The organism is Mycobacterium sp. B14F4 (genome assembly GCF_039871645.1).
In the GTDB taxonomy this organism is placed as follows: Bacteria; Actinomycetota; Actinomycetes; order Mycobacteriales; family Mycobacteriaceae; genus Mycobacterium.
The window spans coordinates 36,266-54,929 of the sequence record NZ_JBDPMF010000006.1 but is presented as its reverse complement, the minus strand read 5'-3'; the positions used below and the strand labels follow the sequence as shown (position 1 = coordinate 54,929).

General features: G+C 65.8%; 21 protein-coding genes. 4 read left to right on the top strand and 17 right to left on the bottom strand.

The window, feature by feature from the left end; all coding sequences use genetic code 11:
- Nucleotides 1-63: 63 nt before the first annotated feature.
- Nucleotides 64-1,368, top strand: coding sequence for an MFS transporter (locus ABGB19_RS17690; RefSeq protein WP_347687528.1), 1,305 nt, complete (start codon nt 64-66; stop codon nt 1,366-1,368).
- Here the strand turns inward: ABGB19_RS17690 and ABGB19_RS17685 are convergent.
- The 15 genes from ABGB19_RS17685 to ABGB19_RS17615 form a co-directional block, all read right to left on the bottom strand.
- Nucleotides 1,285-1,860 carry an isomerase gene (locus ABGB19_RS17685; RefSeq protein ID WP_347687282.1) on the bottom strand — a complete coding sequence of 192 codons (576 nt, stop codon included), beginning with the start codon at nt 1,858-1,860 and terminating at the stop codon, nt 1,285-1,287. The genes ABGB19_RS17690 and ABGB19_RS17685 overlap by 84 nt on opposite strands.
- Nucleotides 1,860-3,086 carry a cytochrome P450 gene (locus tag ABGB19_RS17680; protein ID WP_347687281.1) on the bottom strand — a complete coding sequence of 409 codons (1,227 nt, stop codon included), beginning with the start codon at nt 3,084-3,086 and terminating at the stop codon, nt 1,860-1,862. Before ABGB19_RS17680 ends, ABGB19_RS17685 begins: the two co-directional genes overlap by 1 nt.
- Nucleotides 3,083-4,273 carry a cytochrome P450 gene (locus ABGB19_RS17675; protein WP_347687280.1) on the bottom strand — a complete coding sequence of 397 codons (1,191 nt, stop codon included), beginning with the start codon at nt 4,271-4,273 and terminating at the stop codon, nt 3,083-3,085. The genes ABGB19_RS17680 and ABGB19_RS17675 overlap by 4 nt, the downstream gene beginning before the upstream one ends.
- Complete coding sequence (locus tag ABGB19_RS17670; protein ID WP_347687279.1) at nt 4,270-4,689, bottom strand: hypothetical protein; 420 nt, start codon at nt 4,687-4,689, stop codon at nt 4,270-4,272. Before ABGB19_RS17670 ends, ABGB19_RS17675 begins: the two co-directional genes overlap by 4 nt.
- A complete protein-coding gene (locus ABGB19_RS17665) occupies nt 4,686-5,750 on the bottom strand; it encodes a dihydrodipicolinate reductase (protein WP_347687278.1) in 1,065 nt (354 codons plus the stop codon). The genes ABGB19_RS17670 and ABGB19_RS17665 overlap by 4 nt, the downstream gene beginning before the upstream one ends.
- A complete protein-coding gene (locus tag ABGB19_RS17660) occupies nt 5,743-6,792 on the bottom strand; it encodes a dihydrodipicolinate reductase (RefSeq protein ID WP_347687277.1) in 1,050 nt (349 codons plus the stop codon). The genes ABGB19_RS17665 and ABGB19_RS17660 overlap by 8 nt, the downstream gene beginning before the upstream one ends.
- Nucleotides 6,789-8,006, bottom strand: a complete 1,218-nt coding sequence (locus tag ABGB19_RS17655) for a cytochrome P450 (RefSeq protein WP_347687276.1) — start codon at nt 8,004-8,006, stop codon at nt 6,789-6,791. The genes ABGB19_RS17660 and ABGB19_RS17655 overlap by 4 nt, the downstream gene beginning before the upstream one ends.
- Nucleotides 8,003-8,446, bottom strand: coding sequence for a hypothetical protein (locus ABGB19_RS17650; protein WP_347687275.1), 444 nt, complete (start codon nt 8,444-8,446; stop codon nt 8,003-8,005). Before ABGB19_RS17650 ends, ABGB19_RS17655 begins: the two co-directional genes overlap by 4 nt.
- Nucleotides 8,447-8,467: 21 nt before the next feature.
- The gene (locus ABGB19_RS17645; protein ID WP_347687527.1) at nt 8,468-9,184 is read right to left on the bottom strand and encodes a hypothetical protein; all 717 of its coding nucleotides are present in this window, start codon (nt 9,182-9,184) and stop codon (nt 8,468-8,470) included.
- Between the two features lie 2 nt (nt 9,185-9,186).
- Nucleotides 9,187-9,315, bottom strand: coding sequence for a hypothetical protein (locus tag ABGB19_RS17640; protein ID WP_347687274.1), 129 nt, complete (start codon nt 9,313-9,315; stop codon nt 9,187-9,189).
- A 15-nt stretch (nt 9,316-9,330) separates the two neighbouring features.
- A complete protein-coding gene (locus ABGB19_RS17635; protein WP_347687273.1) occupies nt 9,331-10,152 on the bottom strand; it encodes a CbbQ/NirQ/NorQ/GpvN family protein in 822 nt (273 codons plus the stop codon).
- Entirely contained in the window at nt 10,149-11,678 is a 1,530-nt protein-coding gene (locus tag ABGB19_RS17630; RefSeq protein WP_347687272.1) for a MorD protein, read from the bottom strand. Before ABGB19_RS17630 ends, ABGB19_RS17635 begins: the two co-directional genes overlap by 4 nt.
- A gap of 152 nt (nt 11,679-11,830) precedes the next feature.
- On the bottom strand, nt 11,831-12,433 hold the full coding sequence (locus ABGB19_RS17625; RefSeq protein ID WP_347687271.1) for a TetR/AcrR family transcriptional regulator: 603 nt from the start codon (nt 12,431-12,433) through the stop codon (nt 11,831-11,833).
- 48 nt (nt 12,434-12,481) lie between these two features.
- A complete protein-coding gene (locus tag ABGB19_RS17620; protein WP_347687526.1) occupies nt 12,482-13,129 on the bottom strand; it encodes a hypothetical protein in 648 nt (215 codons plus the stop codon).
- A gap of 109 nt (nt 13,130-13,238) precedes the next feature.
- The gene (locus ABGB19_RS17615) at nt 13,239-13,838 is read right to left on the bottom strand and encodes a TetR/AcrR family transcriptional regulator (RefSeq protein WP_347687270.1); all 600 of its coding nucleotides are present in this window, start codon (nt 13,836-13,838) and stop codon (nt 13,239-13,241) included.
- Between the two features lie 69 nt (nt 13,839-13,907).
- Here ABGB19_RS17615 and ABGB19_RS17610 point away from each other — a divergent pair, with 69 nt between their 5' ends.
- The gene (locus ABGB19_RS17610) at nt 13,908-14,696 is read left to right on the top strand and encodes an SDR family oxidoreductase (RefSeq protein ID WP_347687269.1); all 789 of its coding nucleotides are present in this window, start codon (nt 13,908-13,910) and stop codon (nt 14,694-14,696) included.
- 7 nt (nt 14,697-14,703) lie between these two features.
- On the top strand, nt 14,704-15,777 hold the full coding sequence (locus ABGB19_RS17605; RefSeq protein WP_347687268.1) for a dihydrodipicolinate reductase: 1,074 nt from the start codon (nt 14,704-14,706) through the stop codon (nt 15,775-15,777).
- A 28-nt stretch (nt 15,778-15,805) separates the two neighbouring features.
- On the opposite strand, the gene ABGB19_RS17600 is transcribed toward ABGB19_RS17605, so the two are convergent.
- Nucleotides 15,806-17,068 (bottom strand): amidohydrolase family protein, encoded by a 1,263-nt coding sequence (locus ABGB19_RS17600; protein WP_347687267.1) that lies wholly within the window; start codon nt 17,066-17,068, stop codon nt 15,806-15,808.
- Between the two features lie 25 nt (nt 17,069-17,093).
- Here ABGB19_RS17600 and ABGB19_RS17595 point away from each other — a divergent pair, with 25 nt between their 5' ends.
- Nucleotides 17,094-17,954: a helix-turn-helix transcriptional regulator gene (locus ABGB19_RS17595; RefSeq protein ID WP_347687266.1), complete on the top strand. Its 861-nt coding sequence runs from the start codon at nt 17,094-17,096 to the stop codon at nt 17,952-17,954.
- Nucleotides 17,955-17,964: 10 nt separating this feature from the next.
- On the opposite strand, the gene ABGB19_RS17590 is transcribed toward ABGB19_RS17595, so the two are convergent.
- Complete coding sequence (locus tag ABGB19_RS17590; protein WP_347687265.1) at nt 17,965-18,609, bottom strand: TetR/AcrR family transcriptional regulator; 645 nt, start codon at nt 18,607-18,609, stop codon at nt 17,965-17,967.
- Nucleotides 18,610-18,664 lie beyond the last annotated feature (55 nt).

Sequence of the window (18,664 nt, the reverse complement as noted above, 5' to 3'; positions counted from 1 at the left end):
GTGCGCGCCGCACCGCCGGCGCACACTCGAAGCATGTCGACGGTCTCAACGCGAGTCTCGCCGATGCGTGTGGCGACGGCCAGCTTCATCGGCACCACGGTCGAGTTCTACGACTTTCTGATCTACGGCACCGCAGCGGCTTTGGTGTTTCCGAAGTTGTTCTTCCCCGGAGTGTCTCCCGCGACGGGACTGCTGCTGTCGTTCGCGACCTTCGGTGTCGGCTTCGTCGCCCGGCCGCTCGGTGGCGTGGTCTTCGGTCACTTCGGCGACCGCGTCGGTCGCAAGAAGATGCTCGTCTATTCGCTGCTGGTCATGGGCGGTGCGACGGTGCTCATGGGCCTGCTGCCGACGTACAGCCAGATCGGCCTCGCGGCGCCGATCCTGTTGACCCTCTTGCGACTTGCGCAGGGGTTCGCGGTCGGCGGCGAATGGGGCGGTGCCACCTTGATGGCCGTCGAGCACGCGTCCGACGGTCGCAAGGGTCTGTACGGCGCGTTCCCGCAGATGGGTGCGCCCGCTGGGACCGCATGCGCCACTTTGGCGTTCTGGTCCGTGTCCCGTCTGCCCGACGAGCAGTTCCTGGCCTGGGGGTGGCGCCTGCCGTTCGTCGCCAGCGCCGTGCTGATCGTGATCGGGTTGGTGATCCGGTTGTCGGTCTCGGAGAGCCCCGACTTCGTCGCGGTGCAACGGCGCCGGCAGGTCGTGCGCATGCCGATCGCCGAAGCGTTCCGCAAGCACTGGAGGCAGATCCTGCTCGTCGCCGGGGCGTACCTGTCCCAGGGCGTCTTCGCCTACATCTGCGTGGCGTACCTGGTGTCGTACGGGACGACCGTTGCCGGGATCGACCGCACCCAGGCGCTTTTCGCGGTGGCCGTGGCCGCGGTCGTGGCCGTCGTCACCTATCCCCTGTTCGGTGCGCTCTCCGACCGCCTCGGACGCAAACCGGTCTTCCTCGCGGGCGTGATCGTGATGGGCGCCTCGATCGGACCGGCGTTCGCGTTGATCAACACCGGTAGCGCGGTGCTGTTCGGGGTCGCCCTGCTGCTGGTGTTCGGGCTCGCGATGGCGCCCGCGGCCGGCGTCACCGGTTCGCTGTTCAGCCTGGCCTTCGACCCCGACGTCCGATACAGCGGAGTGTCGGTCGGGTACACGCTGTCGCAGGTGGTGGGTTCGGCGTTCGCTCCGACGATTGCCACCGCGCTCTACACGGCGACCAAGACGAGCAATTCGATCGTCGCCTATCTCGTTGCAGTGTCGGTCATCTCGGCGGTCGCGGTATGCTTCCTACCCGGGTCCTGGTCGCGCCCGCCGTCGAACCAACCTGGCGAACTCGACGGTCGATCGGCGGACCGACTCGAACTCCAGTGAGACCAGAAGCGTGTCGACCATCGCGAACGGCAGGGTGGTGGCAACGGCCCCGCGGCCGTACTCGATGTGCCAGGAACCCGGATGGATGGTCAGCCCCCTGGCGTGCCCCTTCTCCAGGCACGTGTGCTCGCCGGGCAGCAGCGTCATCGACGTGGTGTCGTCCGACTCGAGGTCGTAGGAGTCGATGCGACCGGCCATCAGGAACTTGTGGATCTGCACGCGCTTGTAGCGGCCCGAGAATCCTTGTGTGCCGGTCGGAGACCCGAAGATCACGATGTACTCGCGCGGGCTGAAGTACAGGAACCGTACCTTGCCGAGTATTCCGCCCGCCTTGCTGCCTACCCACCGCCCCGGAGTCGGGTCGATGAGGTCGGGGTACTCGGCGGCCAGCAGTTCGATGGCGCGCGCGACGAGCTCGCCGCCCTCCATCGGCAATCCGACGACCCGCTGCGCGATGGCGTGCAGGGCTGCCGGGTCGATCCTGTAGGGCATCAACCGAACTCTACCGGCAGGCTGGTCGGCCCACTCATCCCGAGCAGCGGCCTCCACGGCGCGGATCCGGCAAGGCGTGGATTCGGCATTCGCTCCGCGATGATCTTCAACGCCTCGGACAGTTCCCGCCGGGCCAGGTTCGCGCCCAGGCAGTAATGAGCACCGCCACCGAAGGTGAGGATCGGCGGCGGATCGCCCCGCGTGATGTCGAAACGTGCCGGCTCCTCGTAGACGGCGGGGTCGCGGTTGGCGGCGTAGGTGTTGACGAGAATGAACGTGCCTGCCGGGAAGGCGTAGCCGCCGATCGTCACGTCGTCGGTGGCGCTGCGGACCGTGCTGCACATCGAGGGCGAATGCCGCATGGTCTCCTCGACCGCACGCATCGCCAGTTCGGGCTTATCGCGCAGCCGCCTCCACTGTTCGGGATGGTCGCACAGTACCTGCATCGAGGCGCCCAATTGCGTACGGGTGGTGTCGGTCCCCGCGACCAGGATGCTGAACGCCAACATCCGCAGCTCGCCGGCGTCGAGTCGGTCGCCGTCGTCCTCGATACGGATCAGCTCGCTCAGCAGGTCGTCGGTCAGGTGCCGGCGCCGGTGCGCGATCATGTCGTCGATGTAGTCGTCGAACTCGCCCCACGCGTTCAGGACGGCGGCCTGCTCCTGGGCGAGGTCGCAGTCGAAGCTGACGATCTTGAAGATGTCCTCGGCCCAGCGCGAGAACTGCTGCCAGTCCTCGCGCGGCGCACCGATTAGCGCGCAGATGACCGGTATCGGATACGGCCGAGCGATGTCGGCGACGAATTCGCAACGGCCGGCGGTGGTTACACGGTCGATCAGTTCGTTGATCACCGTGTGGATGGTGCTGTCCATGCGAGCCGTCGCCCGGGGCGTGAACGCCCGCGACACCAGGCCACGCAGCCGCCGGTGTTCCTCGCCTTCCATGTTGAGAATGCTGCGGGTCACCCGGTCCCACAGGGGCCCATCGGTGATGCCGTGCGCCGACAGATGGATACCCGGCGGGATGACGAATCGCGGGTCGCGCAACACGGCTCGAGCAAGGTCGTACGAAAGGATCTCGGGGCCAATCGGTCCCAGCGCTATCGGGGCCTGCTCCTGGGCCGCCAGGAATTGCGGATAGATCTGCTGCGGGGTCGACGTGAAGTCGTAGTCGAGCGTGGGCAGCCCCGCTTCGAAGACGCTGGGTCTGGCGGTGTCGATACTCACGTGACCCCCTCTACGGTGCTGCGTTCGAGGATTCTCAGCGGCAACGCCGGTAACGTGCAGGTCGCCGATGGCCACGTGATCTCGGGGGTGTAGCCGGGCGACACTTCGAACTCCGGGATCCGCGCCAGCCATTCGGTGACGATGAGCTTCAGTTCCATCCGAGCGAGGTGTGAACCGAGGCAGCGGTGCGGACCACCGCCGAATCCCCAGTGTTTATGCAGCTTTCCGTCCAGTACGATGTCGTCGGTCGATGTCGCGTCGCTGCCGTCGCGGTTGACCGCACCCAGGCACAGCCGGACCTGCGCACCGGCGGGCAGGGTGACGCCTGCGAGGGTCACCGGGCGGGTGGTCACCCGCCCGACGATGGGCGCCGCCGGTTCGAGCCGAACCATCTCCTCGACGAAAACGGCTATGCCGTCGGTGTTTCCTCGCAGCGCGCGACGCAACTCGGGGCGCCGGGCCAGCTCCAGCATGCTTGTACCGATGGTCGCGGTGACGGTGTCCAGGCCGGCGAGGACGAAGACCAGCGACAGCCCCGTCGCTTCGGCGTCGTTCAACGGGTCGTCACCGTGCAGAAGTTGCGAGAGCATTCCCTCCTGTGGTTGCCGCCGTTGGCTCTCGACGGCTTCGGTGAGATAGGTGTACAGCTCCACCGCCGGGGTGAGGTCGACGCTGTCGGGATCCGTGGTCAGGCTGAACGCGATGATCGCGTCCTTCCACGCGATGAGGCGCTCCCTGTCCTGCAGCGGCAGACCGAATAATGTGAGGAACACCTGCGAGGGGTACGGCGTTGCCAGGTCGGCCATCACCTCGCACTCGTCGCGGCCCGCGATGCTCTCGATGATGTCGATCGCCTGCGCCTGCAGCGAGGGCAACAGCGAGCCGAGGGTCTGCGGGCTGAAGTAGGGGTGCAGGATCCTGCGATAGCGCGTGTGCTCGGGCGGATCGAACCCGAGGGGCACCAACGGCACCGGGCTGATCATGTCGTCGTAGGCGATCCCGGATGAGAAGGTGTCCGGATCACGCAGTGCCGCAAGCACATCCTCGCGTCTCGTCAGGTAAAACCAACCGTCGCCCTGCAGCACCGGGCCGAGCGCCCGCAGCTTGGCCCACCCCGCGCCGCGGTCCCGTGACATCGGCAGGTCCTCGTAGAGGACGTGCGGCACATTCGTCATCGGTTCGGTCATGAGACGTTCGTCGACAGGAAGGTCAGCGGAATTCCGGACACCGACAACTCGACCTCGTCGAGGTAGGAACCCTCACCCGAGAAGCTCTGCCGGAAGCGCGTCGTCGATCCGTACCGACCGGTCACCGATTCGGCGGCCGACGCCTCGGGGACGCGCAACACCACCGTGTACACCCCGTCGCCGTTGCGGTCGAGGAAGCCGGTGACCGACGTGGCCACCTCGGCGGTCGAGCCCGCGATGGGGCTGATCAGCTCGAGTCCTCCGTCCCAGTCGAGGTACACGTTGACGCCGAGTTCGGTGAGCTCTGTGCTGTTGAAGTGAAAGCCGAGCTCGGTGAACATCTGCGTGACCGTCGCCTGGCGCTCCCGGGCCACCGCGAAGACGACGTGATGCAGCTGCGAACGGTCCTGGGTCATGTGCGCACCAGGCCGCGGGGTCTGACGAGCCCGAGATCCAAGTGGGTGAGCCATCCCGGTGCCGCGTCGCACACGTCGGGGATCGCGTTGATCGCACCCATCGCGGTCCAGTCGTATCCGGGATGGGCCATCGATCCGTCGGGTCGTTCGACGCCCTGCAGTATGAGTTCGGTTGCCGGGTCTCCCTCGATGGCGATCCGGTACCGGGTCTTGCCCAACTCCCACGCCGGTTCGAGCTTGTCGGGTGTCGTGGTCGTGTAGATCGCGTGAAAGACGATGAGCGGTCGGCCGTCGACCCGTGCGGTCCACTCGTGTCGTTGCGCGGCAACGGTGCCGCCGGGGATCACCCCAAGCTCATGCGGAATGTCCTCGGTGGCGACGGCGGCCCTGACCTCCGCGGCGACCACCTCATCGATCGTCACTCCGAGGCCGTCGGCGATCATGTGCATCGACTGCGCGAAGAACGGCACGCCGAGCCCGAGAATGGTTGGCTCGGTGAGGAACGCATCCCTGTCCTTGCCGAAGCCGAGCCAGTCGATGTGGTCCAGAGGTGCGTCGGCGAGCACATTGACGACCTCCTCGACCACGATCTTGTCGATCCTGCTCACCACCCTGGCCAGCGTGAGCGGAAGAATGTCGCCCGCGTAGCCGGGATGGATGCCGCCGGCGTGAAACGATGTGCCGCCGTCTCGGCAGGCGGCGCGGATCTTGTCACCGTCGGCGGCGAAGTCCGGTGTCGGGTAGAAGAATCCGCTTGTCGTCACGACGTTCTTGCCCGAGCGCAGCAACCGGCAGACCGTTTCGGTGTCCATGATGACCGGTGTGTAGAACACGCAGTCGGCGTCGATCGCGACGACGGCCTCGATGTCGTCCGTCGCGATGACACCGGTCGGGGCGATGCCCGCGATCTCCCCGGCGTCCCTACCGACCTTGTCCGTGCTGTGCACCAGCACGCCGACGAGGTCGTACACCGGATTGTCGGCGAAGTGGCGCACTCCGACCTGTCCGACGTCGCCGGTCATCCACTGGATGATGCGGTAGGTCTTCTCGGGCTCAGGCATTGACCACACCTCGGGGCAGTAGCAGCGGCAGGTCGGTGTAGGTCGCGATGCCGGGCGGTGCCGCGACTACGGCCGGTATCGCGGTGATCGCCGGCACGGCGGTGATGGTCAGGCCGAGCAGGATGTAGTCCTCGATGGTCTCGGCAACGAAGTCGGGCGGCGGCTCGAAGCTCAGCGTCGTCTTGATCGTCGGGCGCCCTTCGACAGTGACGGTGTAGCCGAAGTTCATCGTCCACGCGGGCTCCAGCGACTGGCCCTTGGTCCAGATGCCCCGGACCTCCACGATCTGCCGGTCGCCCCGGTAGCCCGTCCACCGCACGTCGATGCCTGCCACGCAACCCTTTTCGATGATCCAGTCGCCGGGCAGCTGCAGGTCTTCGGTGGTCTGCGCGTACTCGGCGGCACACCGTACGTCGTCGAGTTCGACGCCAAGGGCGTCGGCGACGACGAGGACCGCCTCGCGGAAGATTCCCGAACCCTGTTCGGTCACGCCCAGTAGTCCCGGATGATCGATCGGATATCCGAACCCCATGATCTTCTCGGTCTCGGGTGAGTTGTAGATGGTGGTGTCGAACGACTCGACGATCGACACCCGCGTGACCCGATCCGAGATCCCGGCCGTGACGATCGCGAACAGCTCGATGAAGCCCGGGTTGAGGCCGCTGCCGAAGATGGTCGAACCTCCTCGCTCGCAGGCCTCGGCGATTCGGTCGCGCCCGGAGCCGAGGCGGTGGCCGGTGATGAACTCCGAGGTGGTCACCACGTTGACGCCGGCACCCAATATCCGGATTAGGTCGTCGACGTCGGCGAACATCGCGTTGTAGACGACACAGTCCGGTGCGAGCGCCAGCAACGCGTCGACGTCGTCGGTGGCCGTCACCCCGAGCGGCCCGATGCCGCACAGCTCACCGACATCGCGGCCGACCTTGTCCGGCGACCACGCGTAACACCCGACGAGTTCGAGTTGGGAGTTCTCGACGATCGCATGCACCGACTTCGTTCCGACGTTGCCGGTGGTCCATTGAACGATTCGGTAGGTCATGTGCGCCGCTCGCCCGGGGTGAACACCACTGGGATGGTGCGGTATCCGCGCGTGACCGAGTTGCCGTGGAAGGCGGCGTCGGCATCGGGCACCAGCGCGTAGTCGGGCATTCTCGACAACACCCGTTCCAGGCCGACGCTGAACTCGAGGCGGGCCAGATTCGAGCCGAGGCACCGGTGTACGCCCGCTCCGAAGCCGAGGTGCCGATTCGCCTGTCGATCGAGGACGCAGCGGTCGGGGTCGGGAAACTGTTGTGCGTCGCGGTTGGCCGAGGCGTAGTTGACGATTACCGACTCACCGGGGCAGAAGGTGTGCCCGCTCATCTCCACCTCGCCGGCGACCGTGCGGGGGATCCCGTGGATGGAACCGGCGAACCGGATGAACTCCTCCACGGCTCTCGGCAGGATCTCCGGTTCGTCGATGAGCCGGTCGCGGTCACCGGAATGGGCTGCCAGATAGTGGAATGCGAACGACATCGCGCTCGCGGTGGTCTCGAGCCCGGCCTGCACCAACAGCATGGCGTTGGCGACGACCATCTCGAACGGCAGTTTCTCCCCTTCGATCTCGGCGTTGAGCAGCACGTCGATCATGTCGTCGCGCGGGGACCCGGTGGTCCTGGCCGACACGGCGTCGAACAGGTGCGCATACAGCGCACCCCAGGCCCCCATCCGGGCGTCCTCGGTGTCGCCGTTGAGCGCCGTGTCGGTCAGCTCGATGCACAACGGGACATCGTCGATCGGCATACCGAGCAGGTACTTGAAGAAGACGATGCCGGGCTGCCGCCACGCCACCTGGGCGAGATCACCGGCCCCGCGTTCGATGAAGGTGTCGATCAGGCGATCGGTCTCCGCACGGATCTGCGGTCGCAGCGCCTTCATGCGCGCCGGCGAGAAATACGGGTTGAGGACCTTCCGGAAGCTCTGCTGGCGGGGTGGATCCATGGTGATCACCAGATCGCCGGCGAGCTGCTCGGCGCCTTCGGGCGTCGGGTTGCTCGAGAAGTGTTGCCAATCCTGCAATATCCGGTAGCACTCGTCGTACCGCGTCGCCACCCACGCACCGCCGGGGGTGGCGGACAGGAATGGCGAGTCGGTGTGGGCGAACGGCGCCTTTCGCCGCATCACCGAGTAGACGTCGTAGAGGAAGTCGTTGTCACCGAAGTCCTCGTGACGCAGGTCCCAGTTCTGCGCATGCTCCTCGAGTGACTTGGTCACGGGGACTGCGCACCTTGCTGCTGGCCCGTCGCTTCCCGTTCCTCCCTTTCCTCCCTCTCCTGGTGGATGCGGACCAACTCGCGGAACCCGAGGCGGTGGTACTTGGGCACCGGTTGGATGCCCCACTCGTCCTGTGCGGTGTCCTTGCCCTCGGCACCCTCGGGCGGTCCGAGCGGCGGGTACGGGACCTTGCACTCGAGGGTGTCGTCGGAGTAGCGCACCTTGAGTAGTTCGCTGCAGATCTCGGTGAGGCTCAGCGTCGGATAGCCGTAGTACACCGCCATGAACGGCAGCGTGAAGGCCCCCTCGATGACCAGCGCGACCAGACACACCAGCACCGCACGCTTGATGTAGCGGTGCATGCGGGCGTAGTACGGCGTGGTGCCCGGCGGCAGATCTTCGGCCTTCGGTTCTTCAACGGTGTCGGGTGTGGACGTCATGGTCGGGCTCCTTGAACTCGTTCAGTCGGAGAAGATTTCGCGGTTGACCGTGTGGAGATACGGGATGGCGAGGAACGGGGTGATGTAGAAGATGTCGTAGAGCCACCAACCGATGACGGGGAAGACGACGCCGGCGTAACGCACGTCCGCGTACATCGTCATGTTGAACACATACAGGCACCAGATGAGCACGCCCATCCAGCAGGTGACGATCATCCACTGATGGCCCCAGCGCTTCATCTGCAGGAACCCGATCGCCGCGGCGCACCGCATCGCGAAGACCGTGAGGATCATCCCGAACACCATGGATTTCTCTCCGGGCCCGGCGGCGCCCCCGATCCACAGTTCGTTGTAGTGCCAGAAGTAGCCGGCGTCGAACATGGCGCCCCAGCCCACCATCAGTACACGATTGATCAACGTGTGGTTGGCGACGAGATCCAGTGCCCAGCCGAGGCTGTTGAGCATCCCGTCGATCAACACCAGGTAGCCGATCAGGGTGACGATCATCGGGCGGACCGAGAGTCCGGCACGTAATGCTTGACGTTGCAGCCAGACTCCTCGCATGAAGATGGGGAAGCCGATGAGGCCCGGTGCCCACATCCCCATCAAAGCGGCGCCGACGATCATCCACTTGTCTGCCCGGCGTTGCGCGAGACGCGATTCTTCGTGGTGTTCCTCGAGGCCGACCGACGGTCCCAGGGCCGCCTGCTGCCTCGAACGGCGGTGCAGCAGAGGCAGATTCACAACTCCCACCAGCCGCGGGCGAACGACATGTAGAGCTGGATGCCGAACATCGCGAGCAGGTAGCCGTAGATGACGACTTGGAGGATGATGAGCGCCTTCTTGCGCTTCCGCTCTTTCTGATCCATGTCCTGGGCTCCTTCCTAACCGGATGTGCTCGAGCTGTCGGCGGCCAGGCTGGCGACGGCGACTTCACGCAGACCGTCGGTGATCGCACCGTCGGTCGACAGCGGTGCGAGAATGCAGGCCTCGGCGGCCTCCAATTCGGTTGCCCCGGCGACGATCAACTGCGCGGCGGTCACCAGCACGCGGGTGGATGGCGGCTCGAAGTGGAACGCCTCGTCAGCGGTGCGGATCGCGGTGGCGCATTGCACGAGCCGGGTAGCGGTCGCCTCCTCGACACCGGCTTCGGCGACGATCACCTCGGCCTCGCGTTCGGGCGGCAGATATCTCATGGGTAGCGTGACGAAGCGCTGGCGGAAGGACGGTTTGAGTTCCTTGAGCGAGCTTCGGTAGGCGGGGTTGTACGAGCAGACGAGCATGAACGTCTCCGGCGCATGAACGACTTCGCCCGCCCGGTCCAGAAAGAGTGCGCGGCGGTGATCGGTCAGCGAGTGAAGGATGGCCAGCGAGTCGTGGCGTGCCTCCACCACCTCGTCGAGATAACAGATGGCGCCGGCCTTCACAGCCCGGGTGAGTGGCCCGTCGGTCCACACGACGTCGCCGCTCGTGACCATGAACCGGCCGACCAGATCGGAACTCGTCAGGTCGTCGTGGCAGCTGATGGTCACGACCGGCCGCTGCAGCAGGACGCCCATGTGTTCGACGAGGCGGGTCTTGCCGCAGCCCGTCGGTCCGGTGAGCATCACGGGCAGGCGCTGGTGGTACGCCTGCTCGAACAGCTGGACCTCGTTGGCGTTCGCGTAGTAGTCGGAGCCGATCATTCGCTCGCCGGCGTCGCTCATGCGGCCACCAGCTCGCGATGGACATGGGCAAGCACTCGCGGAAGCTCCTCGACTCGTCGGATTCGTTGAGAACGGCGGGGCCCGAACACCTCCGGCAGCGGGTCGACACGGGTGGGCCCCACGCCGACGTAGTAGATGCTCACGCCCGCGTCGTCGGCCTCCTCGACGGCGTGCGCGGCGTCGGCCCAGGCGTAGCGGCCTTCGTAGCCCTCGTCGGAGATCAGGCCGTCGCCGATCACGATGAGCAGTCGGCGCTCGGACGGTTGCGCCAGCAGCCGAGACGTCAGGTGGCGCAACGGTGCGCCGAGCCGGGTGTATCCGCCGGTGGACAGACCGAGGCGGCCGGGGGGCACGAACCGGCGGTCCTCGAAGTCCTTCAGACAGCTGACTTCGACGCGGTGGCGGGTGTTACCGGTGAACACGAAGATGCCGTGCCGCTCACGGGCGAGCGTCATCGCTCGCGAAAGCGCGTCTGCGCAGGCCAATTCGAGCTTGAAGATCCGCCCACCGTGGACGCCGAGCGACGAGCTACCGTCCAGCAGCAGGGCCGTGGTGACGTCCCTGCTGCTCGGCAGGAGGTCACGGAAGATGCGCGGCTCGATCGCCTCGCCGGTGGCGAGGTCGATGTAGTGGTTGACGTACTGATCGACGTCCAGATCGGAGCCGTCCTCCATCCTGTTCCTCATCGCCCGGTGGGTGTGCTCGGAGAACCACTTCCGCAGCTCGGTCGATGCCGATTCGGGCTCCCGGGTGCGCGACGCGTGCGTCTTCTCCAGGACGGCGACGTGGTCGCGCATGAAACTCTTGGTCCATGCGTTCCACTCCGGGTAGGGGACGCCGGGCCGGTGGTCGGGGGTGATGTCGAGATCATTGTCCTGGGGCCGACTCGGCGGCGGCAGGTTGGGATTGCGGATGCCGCCGTCGCCGCCGACAGGGATCGAGTAGGGCCGCGGCATCCGTTTCTGCGATGTCGTCCACGGCATCCTGCCGAGCGTGCGCCTTAGCTTGTCGGCCACGCCCTGCGGAGCGGTATACGCCAGCGGCAGCCCGCCGAACAGGGGATGGACGGTCAGTGGTTGCCCGGTACGCGCCAAGGCGATCGCCTGATCGAGCATCGCCGGCGCATCAAGGTCGCCGTCGAGCACCTCGGGAGCACCCAGGATGCGGCGGATCTCCGACATCAACCCCGGCCAGCGCTCGGCAACCCAACCGAGGGCGACGTGGGCCTCGACGATCGTCAGCGCGCGAAGTTCGCGCGCCGACAACTCGTTCAGCCGGTACTCGACGATCCTGTCCTTCGACGGCGCGCATTGCAGTGCCACACCGCAAGTGAGGGTCCGGCGGGTCCACTCGCGGCCCAACGGGTAGGGCACGTACACGAAGTCCAATGCCGCGCTCAGACTGAACTCGCGATCGGCACCGGTGAGGAGTCGAACGCCCTCGCGCCGTTGCCCGCTCAACGCAACAGCCGTCACCGCGCAACTGCGCTCGACCGCCATAGCGTGTGTATCGGAGAGTTCAGTCATCGATCTCGGGGGCCGCTCAGAAGGTTCCGATGTTGGAGAACATCCAGTACCAGAACCAGATGATCAGGCCCGTCCCGCCCCACGCGGCGACGTATCGAAGGATCTCCCAGATCCAGTCCACTAGTGTGACCTCCTTGCTGGCGGATTGTCGGTCATCGGATCTCGAGACCTCGAACGGCCGACGCGACCAGTTCGGCCAGCATCGTGTTCCGGGTATCGGTGTCGTCGGTGGTGGTCAGCACTCCGTAGATACCCAGAAGGAAGAACGTGGCGCTGTAGAACGCGTCGACTTCCGGGTGGATGGCACCGTCGGACCGGGCCCGCTCGATCTCGCGCACGAGCAACACGATCACGGGGTGGTCGGTCCACTCGTCCCGATGTGGGCGGGTCGGCGAGAAGTGCTGCGCCAGGATCTCCTTGAACAGCAACGGTCCGAACCGCTCCTCCAGGCCCGTCACCAGCCGGACAACCTCCGCCAGCGCGCCGACAAGCTCGTGGGCCGAGACCAGGAACGTCGCGAATTCCGCAGCGACACGGGCCTCTTCGCGGGATTCCAGCTCCAGCAGCACGTGCTCCTTGCTGGGGAAGTGAAAGTAGAACGTCCCGTGCGCAACACCGGCGGCGGTCACGATGGCACCCACGTCGGCACCGGCCATGCCCGCACGCTTGAACTCGGTGATCGCCGCGCCGAGTATGCGTTCCCGCGTCTGTCTCCGGCGTTCTTCGCGCGTTGACGACTTGACCTGAACCGTCATGATGTGACTGTTGTAGCACCATTTACTGACTTCAGTCAATGAGCTAAGTCAGTCGGAGAAGATCTCGCGGTTGACCGTGTGCAGGTAGGGGATGGCCAGGAAAGGCGTGATGTAGAAGATGTCGTAGAGCCACCAGCCGACGACGGGGAAGATGGTGCCGGCATACCGCACGTCGGCGTACATCGTCATGTTGAACACATAGAGGCACCAGATGACCACACCCATCCAGCAGGTGACGATCATCCACTGATGACCCCAGCGCTTCATCTGCAGGAACCCGATGCCCGCGGCGATCCGCATCGTGAAGACGGTGAGGATCATGCCGACCTCCATCGCCTTCTCGCCCGGACCGGCCGCGCCTCCCAACCACAGCTCGTTGTAGTGCCAGAAGTAGCCGGCGTCGAACATCGCGCCCCAGCCGTTCAACAGGATTCGAGCCAGAATGGTGTGGTTGGCGACAAGGTCGAGTGCCCAGCCCACGGTGTTGATCGCGGCGTCGATGATCACCAGATAGCCGATCAGCGTGACGATCATCGGGCGTACCGACAGCCCTTCTCGCTGCGCCTTGCGAAGCAGCCACACCCCCCGCAGGAACAGCGGCAGCCCGAAGATGCCGAGCGCCGCGGTGCCGATGAGTAGGCTGCCGCAGATGAGCCACTTGTCGGCTTGGCGCTGCGCCAGCCGCGAGCGCTCCATGTGATCGTCCAGGCCACTGCCGGCGGCGGGGAACGTGGGCAGAGTCAAGGCACCCTCCTGGGAATCGGCGCCCCGAGCATCCCAAGAAAACTGACCTCAGTCAATCCAGTCAGCGAGCCTCGATGCCGCGCAGTGTCCTGGCGACGTAGTCGTCTAGCATCGTGGGTTGTGTCGGCCAGTTGTGAGTGGTGGTCAACAACGCGTAGAGGCCGAGCAGGAAGAACACCGCGCTGTTCATCGGATTCACGTCCGCGGCGACCTCGCCGCGCTGCTGCGCTCGTTCGATCTCCGCAGCGACTCTGACGATGACCGGATGTTCGGTGCTTTCGTCGACGGGCCGAGTCTGCGAGAAGTGCAACGCGAGGAAATCCTTGAACAGCACGGACCCGAGGCGGCGTTCCAGGCCCAGCACGAGTCGAACCGCCTCCTTGAGAATGGATTCGAGATCACGGGTCTCGTCGACGTATCGACCGAGTTGTTTGGCGATGCGTTCCTCTTCGCGGTGCTCCAACTCCAGCAGCACGTGTTCCTTGGTCGGAAAATGGAAGAAGAACGTACCGTGGGCAACTCCCGCCGCCGTCACGATGGCGCCGACATCGGCCGCCGCGATACCGCCCCGCTTGAACTCGGCGATCGCAGCTCCCATCAGTCGCTCCCGCGTCTGCAAGCGTTTCGTCTCACGCGCCGACGGCTTGTCCACCACTGCCATGTGACCACGATAGCTGGATTGCCGACCACGAGTGTGATTGACTGCAGTCAGTTACCTACGAGGAGAGCCATGGCGTTGGAGCAGTTCAACCTGGACGGGCAGGTCGCAATCGTCACCGGCGCGGGAAAGGGTGTCGGCCAGGGCATTGCGCGAGTTCTCGCCGAAGCCGGCGCGACAGTCGTCGGCACCGCGCGCACCGAGTCCGACATCGTCGGAACGATCTCCGGGATCGAGGAGGCGGGCGGAAAGGGGCTCGCGCTGGTCGCCGACGCGATGAGCCGACCCGACGGTGAGCGGGTCGTCGGCACCGCGATGGACCGCTTCGGCCGCATCGACATCCTGATCAACAACGTCGGCGGGTCGACCTATGCGCGATTCCTCGATATCACCGACGAGGACTTCCGGCACACCTTCGACTGGTGTGTGACATCGGCTTTCATCATGAGCCAGCTCGCCGCGCCGCACATGATCGAGGCCGGCCACGGCTCCATCGTCAACATCTCCTCGGGCTCAGCGCGATTCGGTATTCGCGCACTGACGGCGTACTGCGTCGCCAAAGGCGGCCTCGAGGCGCTCACCCGCGCCATGGCGCAGGAGTTGTCACCCAAGGTCCGCGTCAACGCGATCGCGCTCGGCTCCTTCGCCACCGACGGGCTGCAGGGCAGCCTCGACATGATGCCGGGGTCTCTGGAGAAGATGCTCGAAGCCACTCCCCTGCACCGGCTGGGCAATGTCGAGGACCTCGGGCGACTGTGCGTGTACCTGAGCACTCGAGACTGCTACGCCACCAACGCGATCTTCCACGTCGACGGTGGAATCGACTCGAACAACTCGCCGCTGCCGATCCCCGATTACTGAGGTCTCGATGCGCAAGGTCATCCAATTCTCCACCGGCAATGTCGGACAGCATTCACTGCGGGCGATCATCGGGCGTCCGGATATGGAACTGGTCGGTGTGCACGCCGCCAACCCCGACAAGGTCGGGCGCGACGCGTCCGAACTGTGCGGGCTGACTGAACCGTCGGGGGTCATAGCAACCGACGACATCGACTCGCTGATCGCGCTGAAACCGGATTGCGTCGTCTACACCGCGCTGGGCGAGACGCGGCCGATGGAGGCGATCGAGGAGATGTCGAAGTTCCTCGCCGCGGGGATCAATGTGGTCGGCACGTCGATGGTGTGGCTGGTGACGCCCAGGCAAGCCGACGACTGGCTGCGGGCGCCACTCGAAAAGGCCTGCGCTGCGGGCGGTTCCTCGCTCTACGTCAACGGTATCGACCCGGGCTACTCGGGTGACACCGCGGTGCTCGCCGCGCTCAGCCTGGTGACCCGCGCGAAGTCGATCACCGTCCAGGAGGTTTTCGACTACGGCAACTACGACGACTACGAATACACCGGTACCGCAATGGGGTTCGGCACGGCACCCGACGACGACCTGCCGATGGCGTTCCAGCCCGGTGTCATCACGTCGATGTTCGGCGGTCTGGTGCGCAATCTCGCTCACCATTTGGGCGTCGAACTCGACGAGGTCCGCCAGCGCTACGAGCCGTGGTACACCGACCGGCGCATCGAATGCAGGATGCTGACGGTCGAGCCCGGTCGGCTCGCAGGCGTGCGGTTCGCGGCCGAAGGTATGCGGGGCGGAGTCCCGACCATCACCGTCGAGCACACCACGCGGCTCACGCCCGCGGCCGCGCCGGATTGGGAGTACCCGCCCGAGGGCCATTCGGGTGTACACAAGGTGATCGTCGAGGGCGAGCCGCGCGTCGAGATGAGCACGCTGCTGTCCCATCCGTTGCTGGATGTCACCGAGGCGGGATGTGTCTCGACCGCCGCCCGTGTGGTCAACGCGATCGACTGGGTGTGCCGCGCCCCGGCCGGGCTGATCGCAGTGGAGGACATCCCGCAGGCCGAGATGGTCCGTGGCCTGATGTGGTGAGGTCGCGGACGACGCCGCGAGCCGGCGATCAGGCTTGGGCGAGCTGCTTCTGCTCGTAGAGCCGGGCCCATTCCTTGCGTGGGCGGATGGAGACGTCGACGTCGGTTGCCTTGGCGCGCAACGCCCCGACCGTGGCCTCCGCACGCGGTGTCCGCGCGAACGGGTCCCAGCTGAAAAAGTTGCAGGCGTTGGCCCAGGTGATCTTGTTGATGTCGCTGTCGTCGGCACCGGCAGCGGTGAGTTCGGCCATCACCTGTTCGGGCGCATCGGGCCAGAAGCAGTCGGAGTGCGGGTAGTCGCACTCCCAGGCGATGATGTCGATGCCGATCTCGTGACGCAGTTTCAGCGACGTCTTGTCGGTGACGTAGCAGGCCAGCGAATGTTCGCGGAAGACGTCACTGGGCAGCTTGTCGCCGAAGTCGCGGCGCAACCACCTCTGGTTCGTGTAGTGGCGGTCGCTGCGGTCGAGATAGAACGGGATCCAGCCGATACCACCTTCGGAGAACGCGAATTTCAGGTCCGGGTAGTTGCGCATCGCCGGCCCCCACAACAGGTCCTGTGCGCACATCGCCGACACCTGGGTGGCCAGGATGATCAGGTTGTCGATCGGGGCGTTGGGCGCCATGCTGATCGCGCCGAAGCCCGTACCGATGTGCAGGCACATCACCACGTTCTCCTCCGAGAGCGTGCGGAACACCGGGCCCCAGTACTCGTCGTCGTGGTAGCTCGGAAGCCCCTCCAGATGCGGCAGTTCCGGCATCGTGACCGCGCGGCAGCCCTTGGCGGCGACGCGTCGAATCTCGTGACACATCGCCTCGGGGTTCCAGGTCGGCAGGATCGCGATCGGGATGAAGCGGTCCGGATACGATCCGGCCCATTCGTCGATGTGCCAGTCGTTGTAGGCCGACACCATGACCAGCGTCGCCTCTTCGCGGTGCGTGTTGAGATGCCGCGCGGAGAAACCGGTGAAGGTGGGGAAGCACATCGACGCCAGGATGCCGTTGCGGTTCATGTCGCGGACCCGCTCATGGACGTCGTACACACCGGGCCGCATCTCGGCGAAGCCGGCCGGATCGCGGCCCCACTCCTCGGCCGGCCACGACACCACCGCGTTGAGCCCGCTGACGCCCTGGGGCCTGCCCTGGTACATCCACTGGTCGACGCCCTTGTCGTCGGTGACCACGATCGGCGCCTCGTCCTTGTACTTGCCCGGCACGTGGCGCAGGAACATGTCGGGCGGCTCCACGACATGGTCGTCGATGCTCACGAGGATGAGGTCGTCGATATCCATGTCTCAAGTAGTACCGTCTACAGACGTGACCGGCTCTGCGCTTTCGGACAGAGGTTTAGCCGAATCGGCCAACATCGATCCGTCCCGTTCGGGCCGCGTCATCGAACTGCGCCGCGGCGGACGCGCGCTCGGCGGCAGCTACCTCTACGAGGGCGACGGGTTGATCACCGGCTGGCACTCGCACGAGGTCCATCAGATCGAGTACGCGATCGGCGGCGTGGTGGAGGTCGAGACGGCGTCGGCGCACTACCTGTTGCCCCCGCAGCAGGCCGCGTGGATTCCGGTCGGCCTGGAACATCAAGCCACGATGAACCCGGACGTCAAGACCGTCGCGGTGATGTTCGACCCGCAACTGATCCCGGAGGCCGGCGACCGCGCACGCATCCTCGCGGTCTCGCCCCTGATCCGCGAGATGATGATCTATGCGCTGCGGTGGCCGATCGATCGAGGCGAAGGTGACGCCCAAGACGAGACAGTGTCGGACGCCTTCTTTCGGACGCTGGCCAACCTGGTGTCCGAGGCGCTCGACCATGAGGCGCCGCTGAGCCTGCCGACCTGCGAGCATCCGATTGTCTCCGCTGCGATGGCGTACACCAAGGAGCACCTCGACGGCGTCACGGCCGACGAGGTGAGTCGGGCGGTGGCGGTGTCCGAGCGCACCCTGCGGCGACTGTTTCAGGACAACATCGGATTGCCTTGGCGCACATACCTGTTGCATGCGCGGATGCTGCGGGCGATGGCGTTGCTCGCCGCGCCGGGCCAGTCAGTGCAGGAGACCTCGTCGGCGGTCGGCTTCGACAGCCTCAGTTCGTTCACGCGGGCGTTCACCCAGTTCAGCGGCGAGACGCCGACGACATACCGGAAAAGGGTCGGCGTAGGTCCGTGACCTGGGCGCGTCAGGTATCCCCCGCGTCGCGGCCGGGCCGGTGCCGGAGCTGCCCGTCGCGCACCAGCGCGTCGACCGCGGCTCGCCACCGCTGAAGCTGCGCCGGCGTGGCGAGGGGCTCGGGCAGATGTCGTTCGATGTGCGTCCGCAACACCCAGGTGCCGAGCGCCAACACGAGCGGGTTGAGCACGCCCCAAATCGGATCGAGGTCGGGGCGCGTCAACCCGTGCTTCTCGCGCGCCTTCCAGCGCTGTGCGCCGATCTCAACCAGCTCATCGAACAGCTGGCTGCCCAGCGCACTGCCATCGGTGAGGGCACGCCCGACGTAGCCGACGGCATCGGGGTGCGCGGCGATGAGCCGCGTCACACGGCCGCCGAAGTCGGCGATGGAGTCGGCGGGCGGTTCTGGGATGGGTTGCGCCAGCGTCTCGCTAACCACGGCCAGCACGTAGTCGTCGACGGCTCGGATCAGCCCGGCCTTGGTCGTGAAATGATGCTGCACCATTCCGAGGGAAACCCCCGCTTCGGCGGCCACCATCCGCAACGACGTCGCCGATGCGCCGCGGGACGCGAAGCACCTCAGCGCCGCGTTCCGAATCCGGTCGACGCTCGACGTTGTGCGTCCGTCGGACGGTTCCGGCGGCGTGGCCGCCATCAATTCCCGCAGGTGAAGCTTGACACGATCCCACAGTAGCCAAAAACATCTGTAT

Coding starts and splice junctions, on each gene's coding strand:
- ABGB19_RS17690 (WP_347687528.1), top strand. CDS start 64: ATGCGTGTGGCGACGGCCAGCTTCATCGGCACCACGGTCGAGTTCTAC.
- ABGB19_RS17685 (WP_347687282.1), bottom strand. CDS start 1,860: ATGCCCTACAGGATCGACCCGGCAGCCCTGCACGCCATCGCGCAGCGG.
- ABGB19_RS17675 (WP_347687280.1), bottom strand. CDS start 4,273: ATGACCGAACCGATGACGAATGTGCCGCACGTCCTCTACGAGGACCTG.
- ABGB19_RS17670 (WP_347687279.1), bottom strand. CDS start 4,689: ATGACCCAGGACCGTTCGCAGCTGCATCACGTCGTCTTCGCGGTGGCC.
- ABGB19_RS17665 (WP_347687278.1), bottom strand. CDS start 5,750: ATGCCTGAGCCCGAGAAGACCTACCGCATCATCCAGTGGATGACCGGC.
- ABGB19_RS17660 (WP_347687277.1), bottom strand. CDS start 6,792: ATGACCTACCGAATCGTTCAATGGACCACCGGCAACGTCGGAACGAAG.
- ABGB19_RS17650 (WP_347687275.1), bottom strand. CDS start 8,446: ATGACGTCCACACCCGACACCGTTGAAGAACCGAAGGCCGAAGATCTG.
- ABGB19_RS17640 (WP_347687274.1), bottom strand. CDS start 9,315: ATGGATCAGAAAGAGCGGAAGCGCAAGAAGGCGCTCATCATCCTCCAA.
- ABGB19_RS17635 (WP_347687273.1), bottom strand. CDS start 10,152: ATGAGCGACGCCGGCGAGCGAATGATCGGCTCCGACTACTACGCGAAC.
- ABGB19_RS17630 (WP_347687272.1), bottom strand. CDS start 11,678: ATGACTGAACTCTCCGATACACACGCTATGGCGGTCGAGCGCAGTTGC.
- ABGB19_RS17625 (WP_347687271.1), bottom strand. CDS start 12,433: ATGACGGTTCAGGTCAAGTCGTCAACGCGCGAAGAACGCCGGAGACAG.
- ABGB19_RS17620 (WP_347687526.1), bottom strand. CDS start 13,129: ATGGAGCGCTCGCGGCTGGCGCAGCGCCAAGCCGACAAGTGGCTCATC.
- ABGB19_RS17615 (WP_347687270.1), bottom strand. CDS start 13,838: ATGGCAGTGGTGGACAAGCCGTCGGCGCGTGAGACGAAACGCTTGCAG.
- ABGB19_RS17610 (WP_347687269.1), top strand. CDS start 13,908: ATGGCGTTGGAGCAGTTCAACCTGGACGGGCAGGTCGCAATCGTCACC.
- ABGB19_RS17605 (WP_347687268.1), top strand. CDS start 14,704: ATGCGCAAGGTCATCCAATTCTCCACCGGCAATGTCGGACAGCATTCA.
- ABGB19_RS17600 (WP_347687267.1), bottom strand. CDS start 17,068: ATGGATATCGACGACCTCATCCTCGTGAGCATCGACGACCATGTCGTG.
- ABGB19_RS17590 (WP_347687265.1), bottom strand. CDS start 18,609: ATGGCGGCCACGCCGCCGGAACCGTCCGACGGACGCACAACGTCGAGC.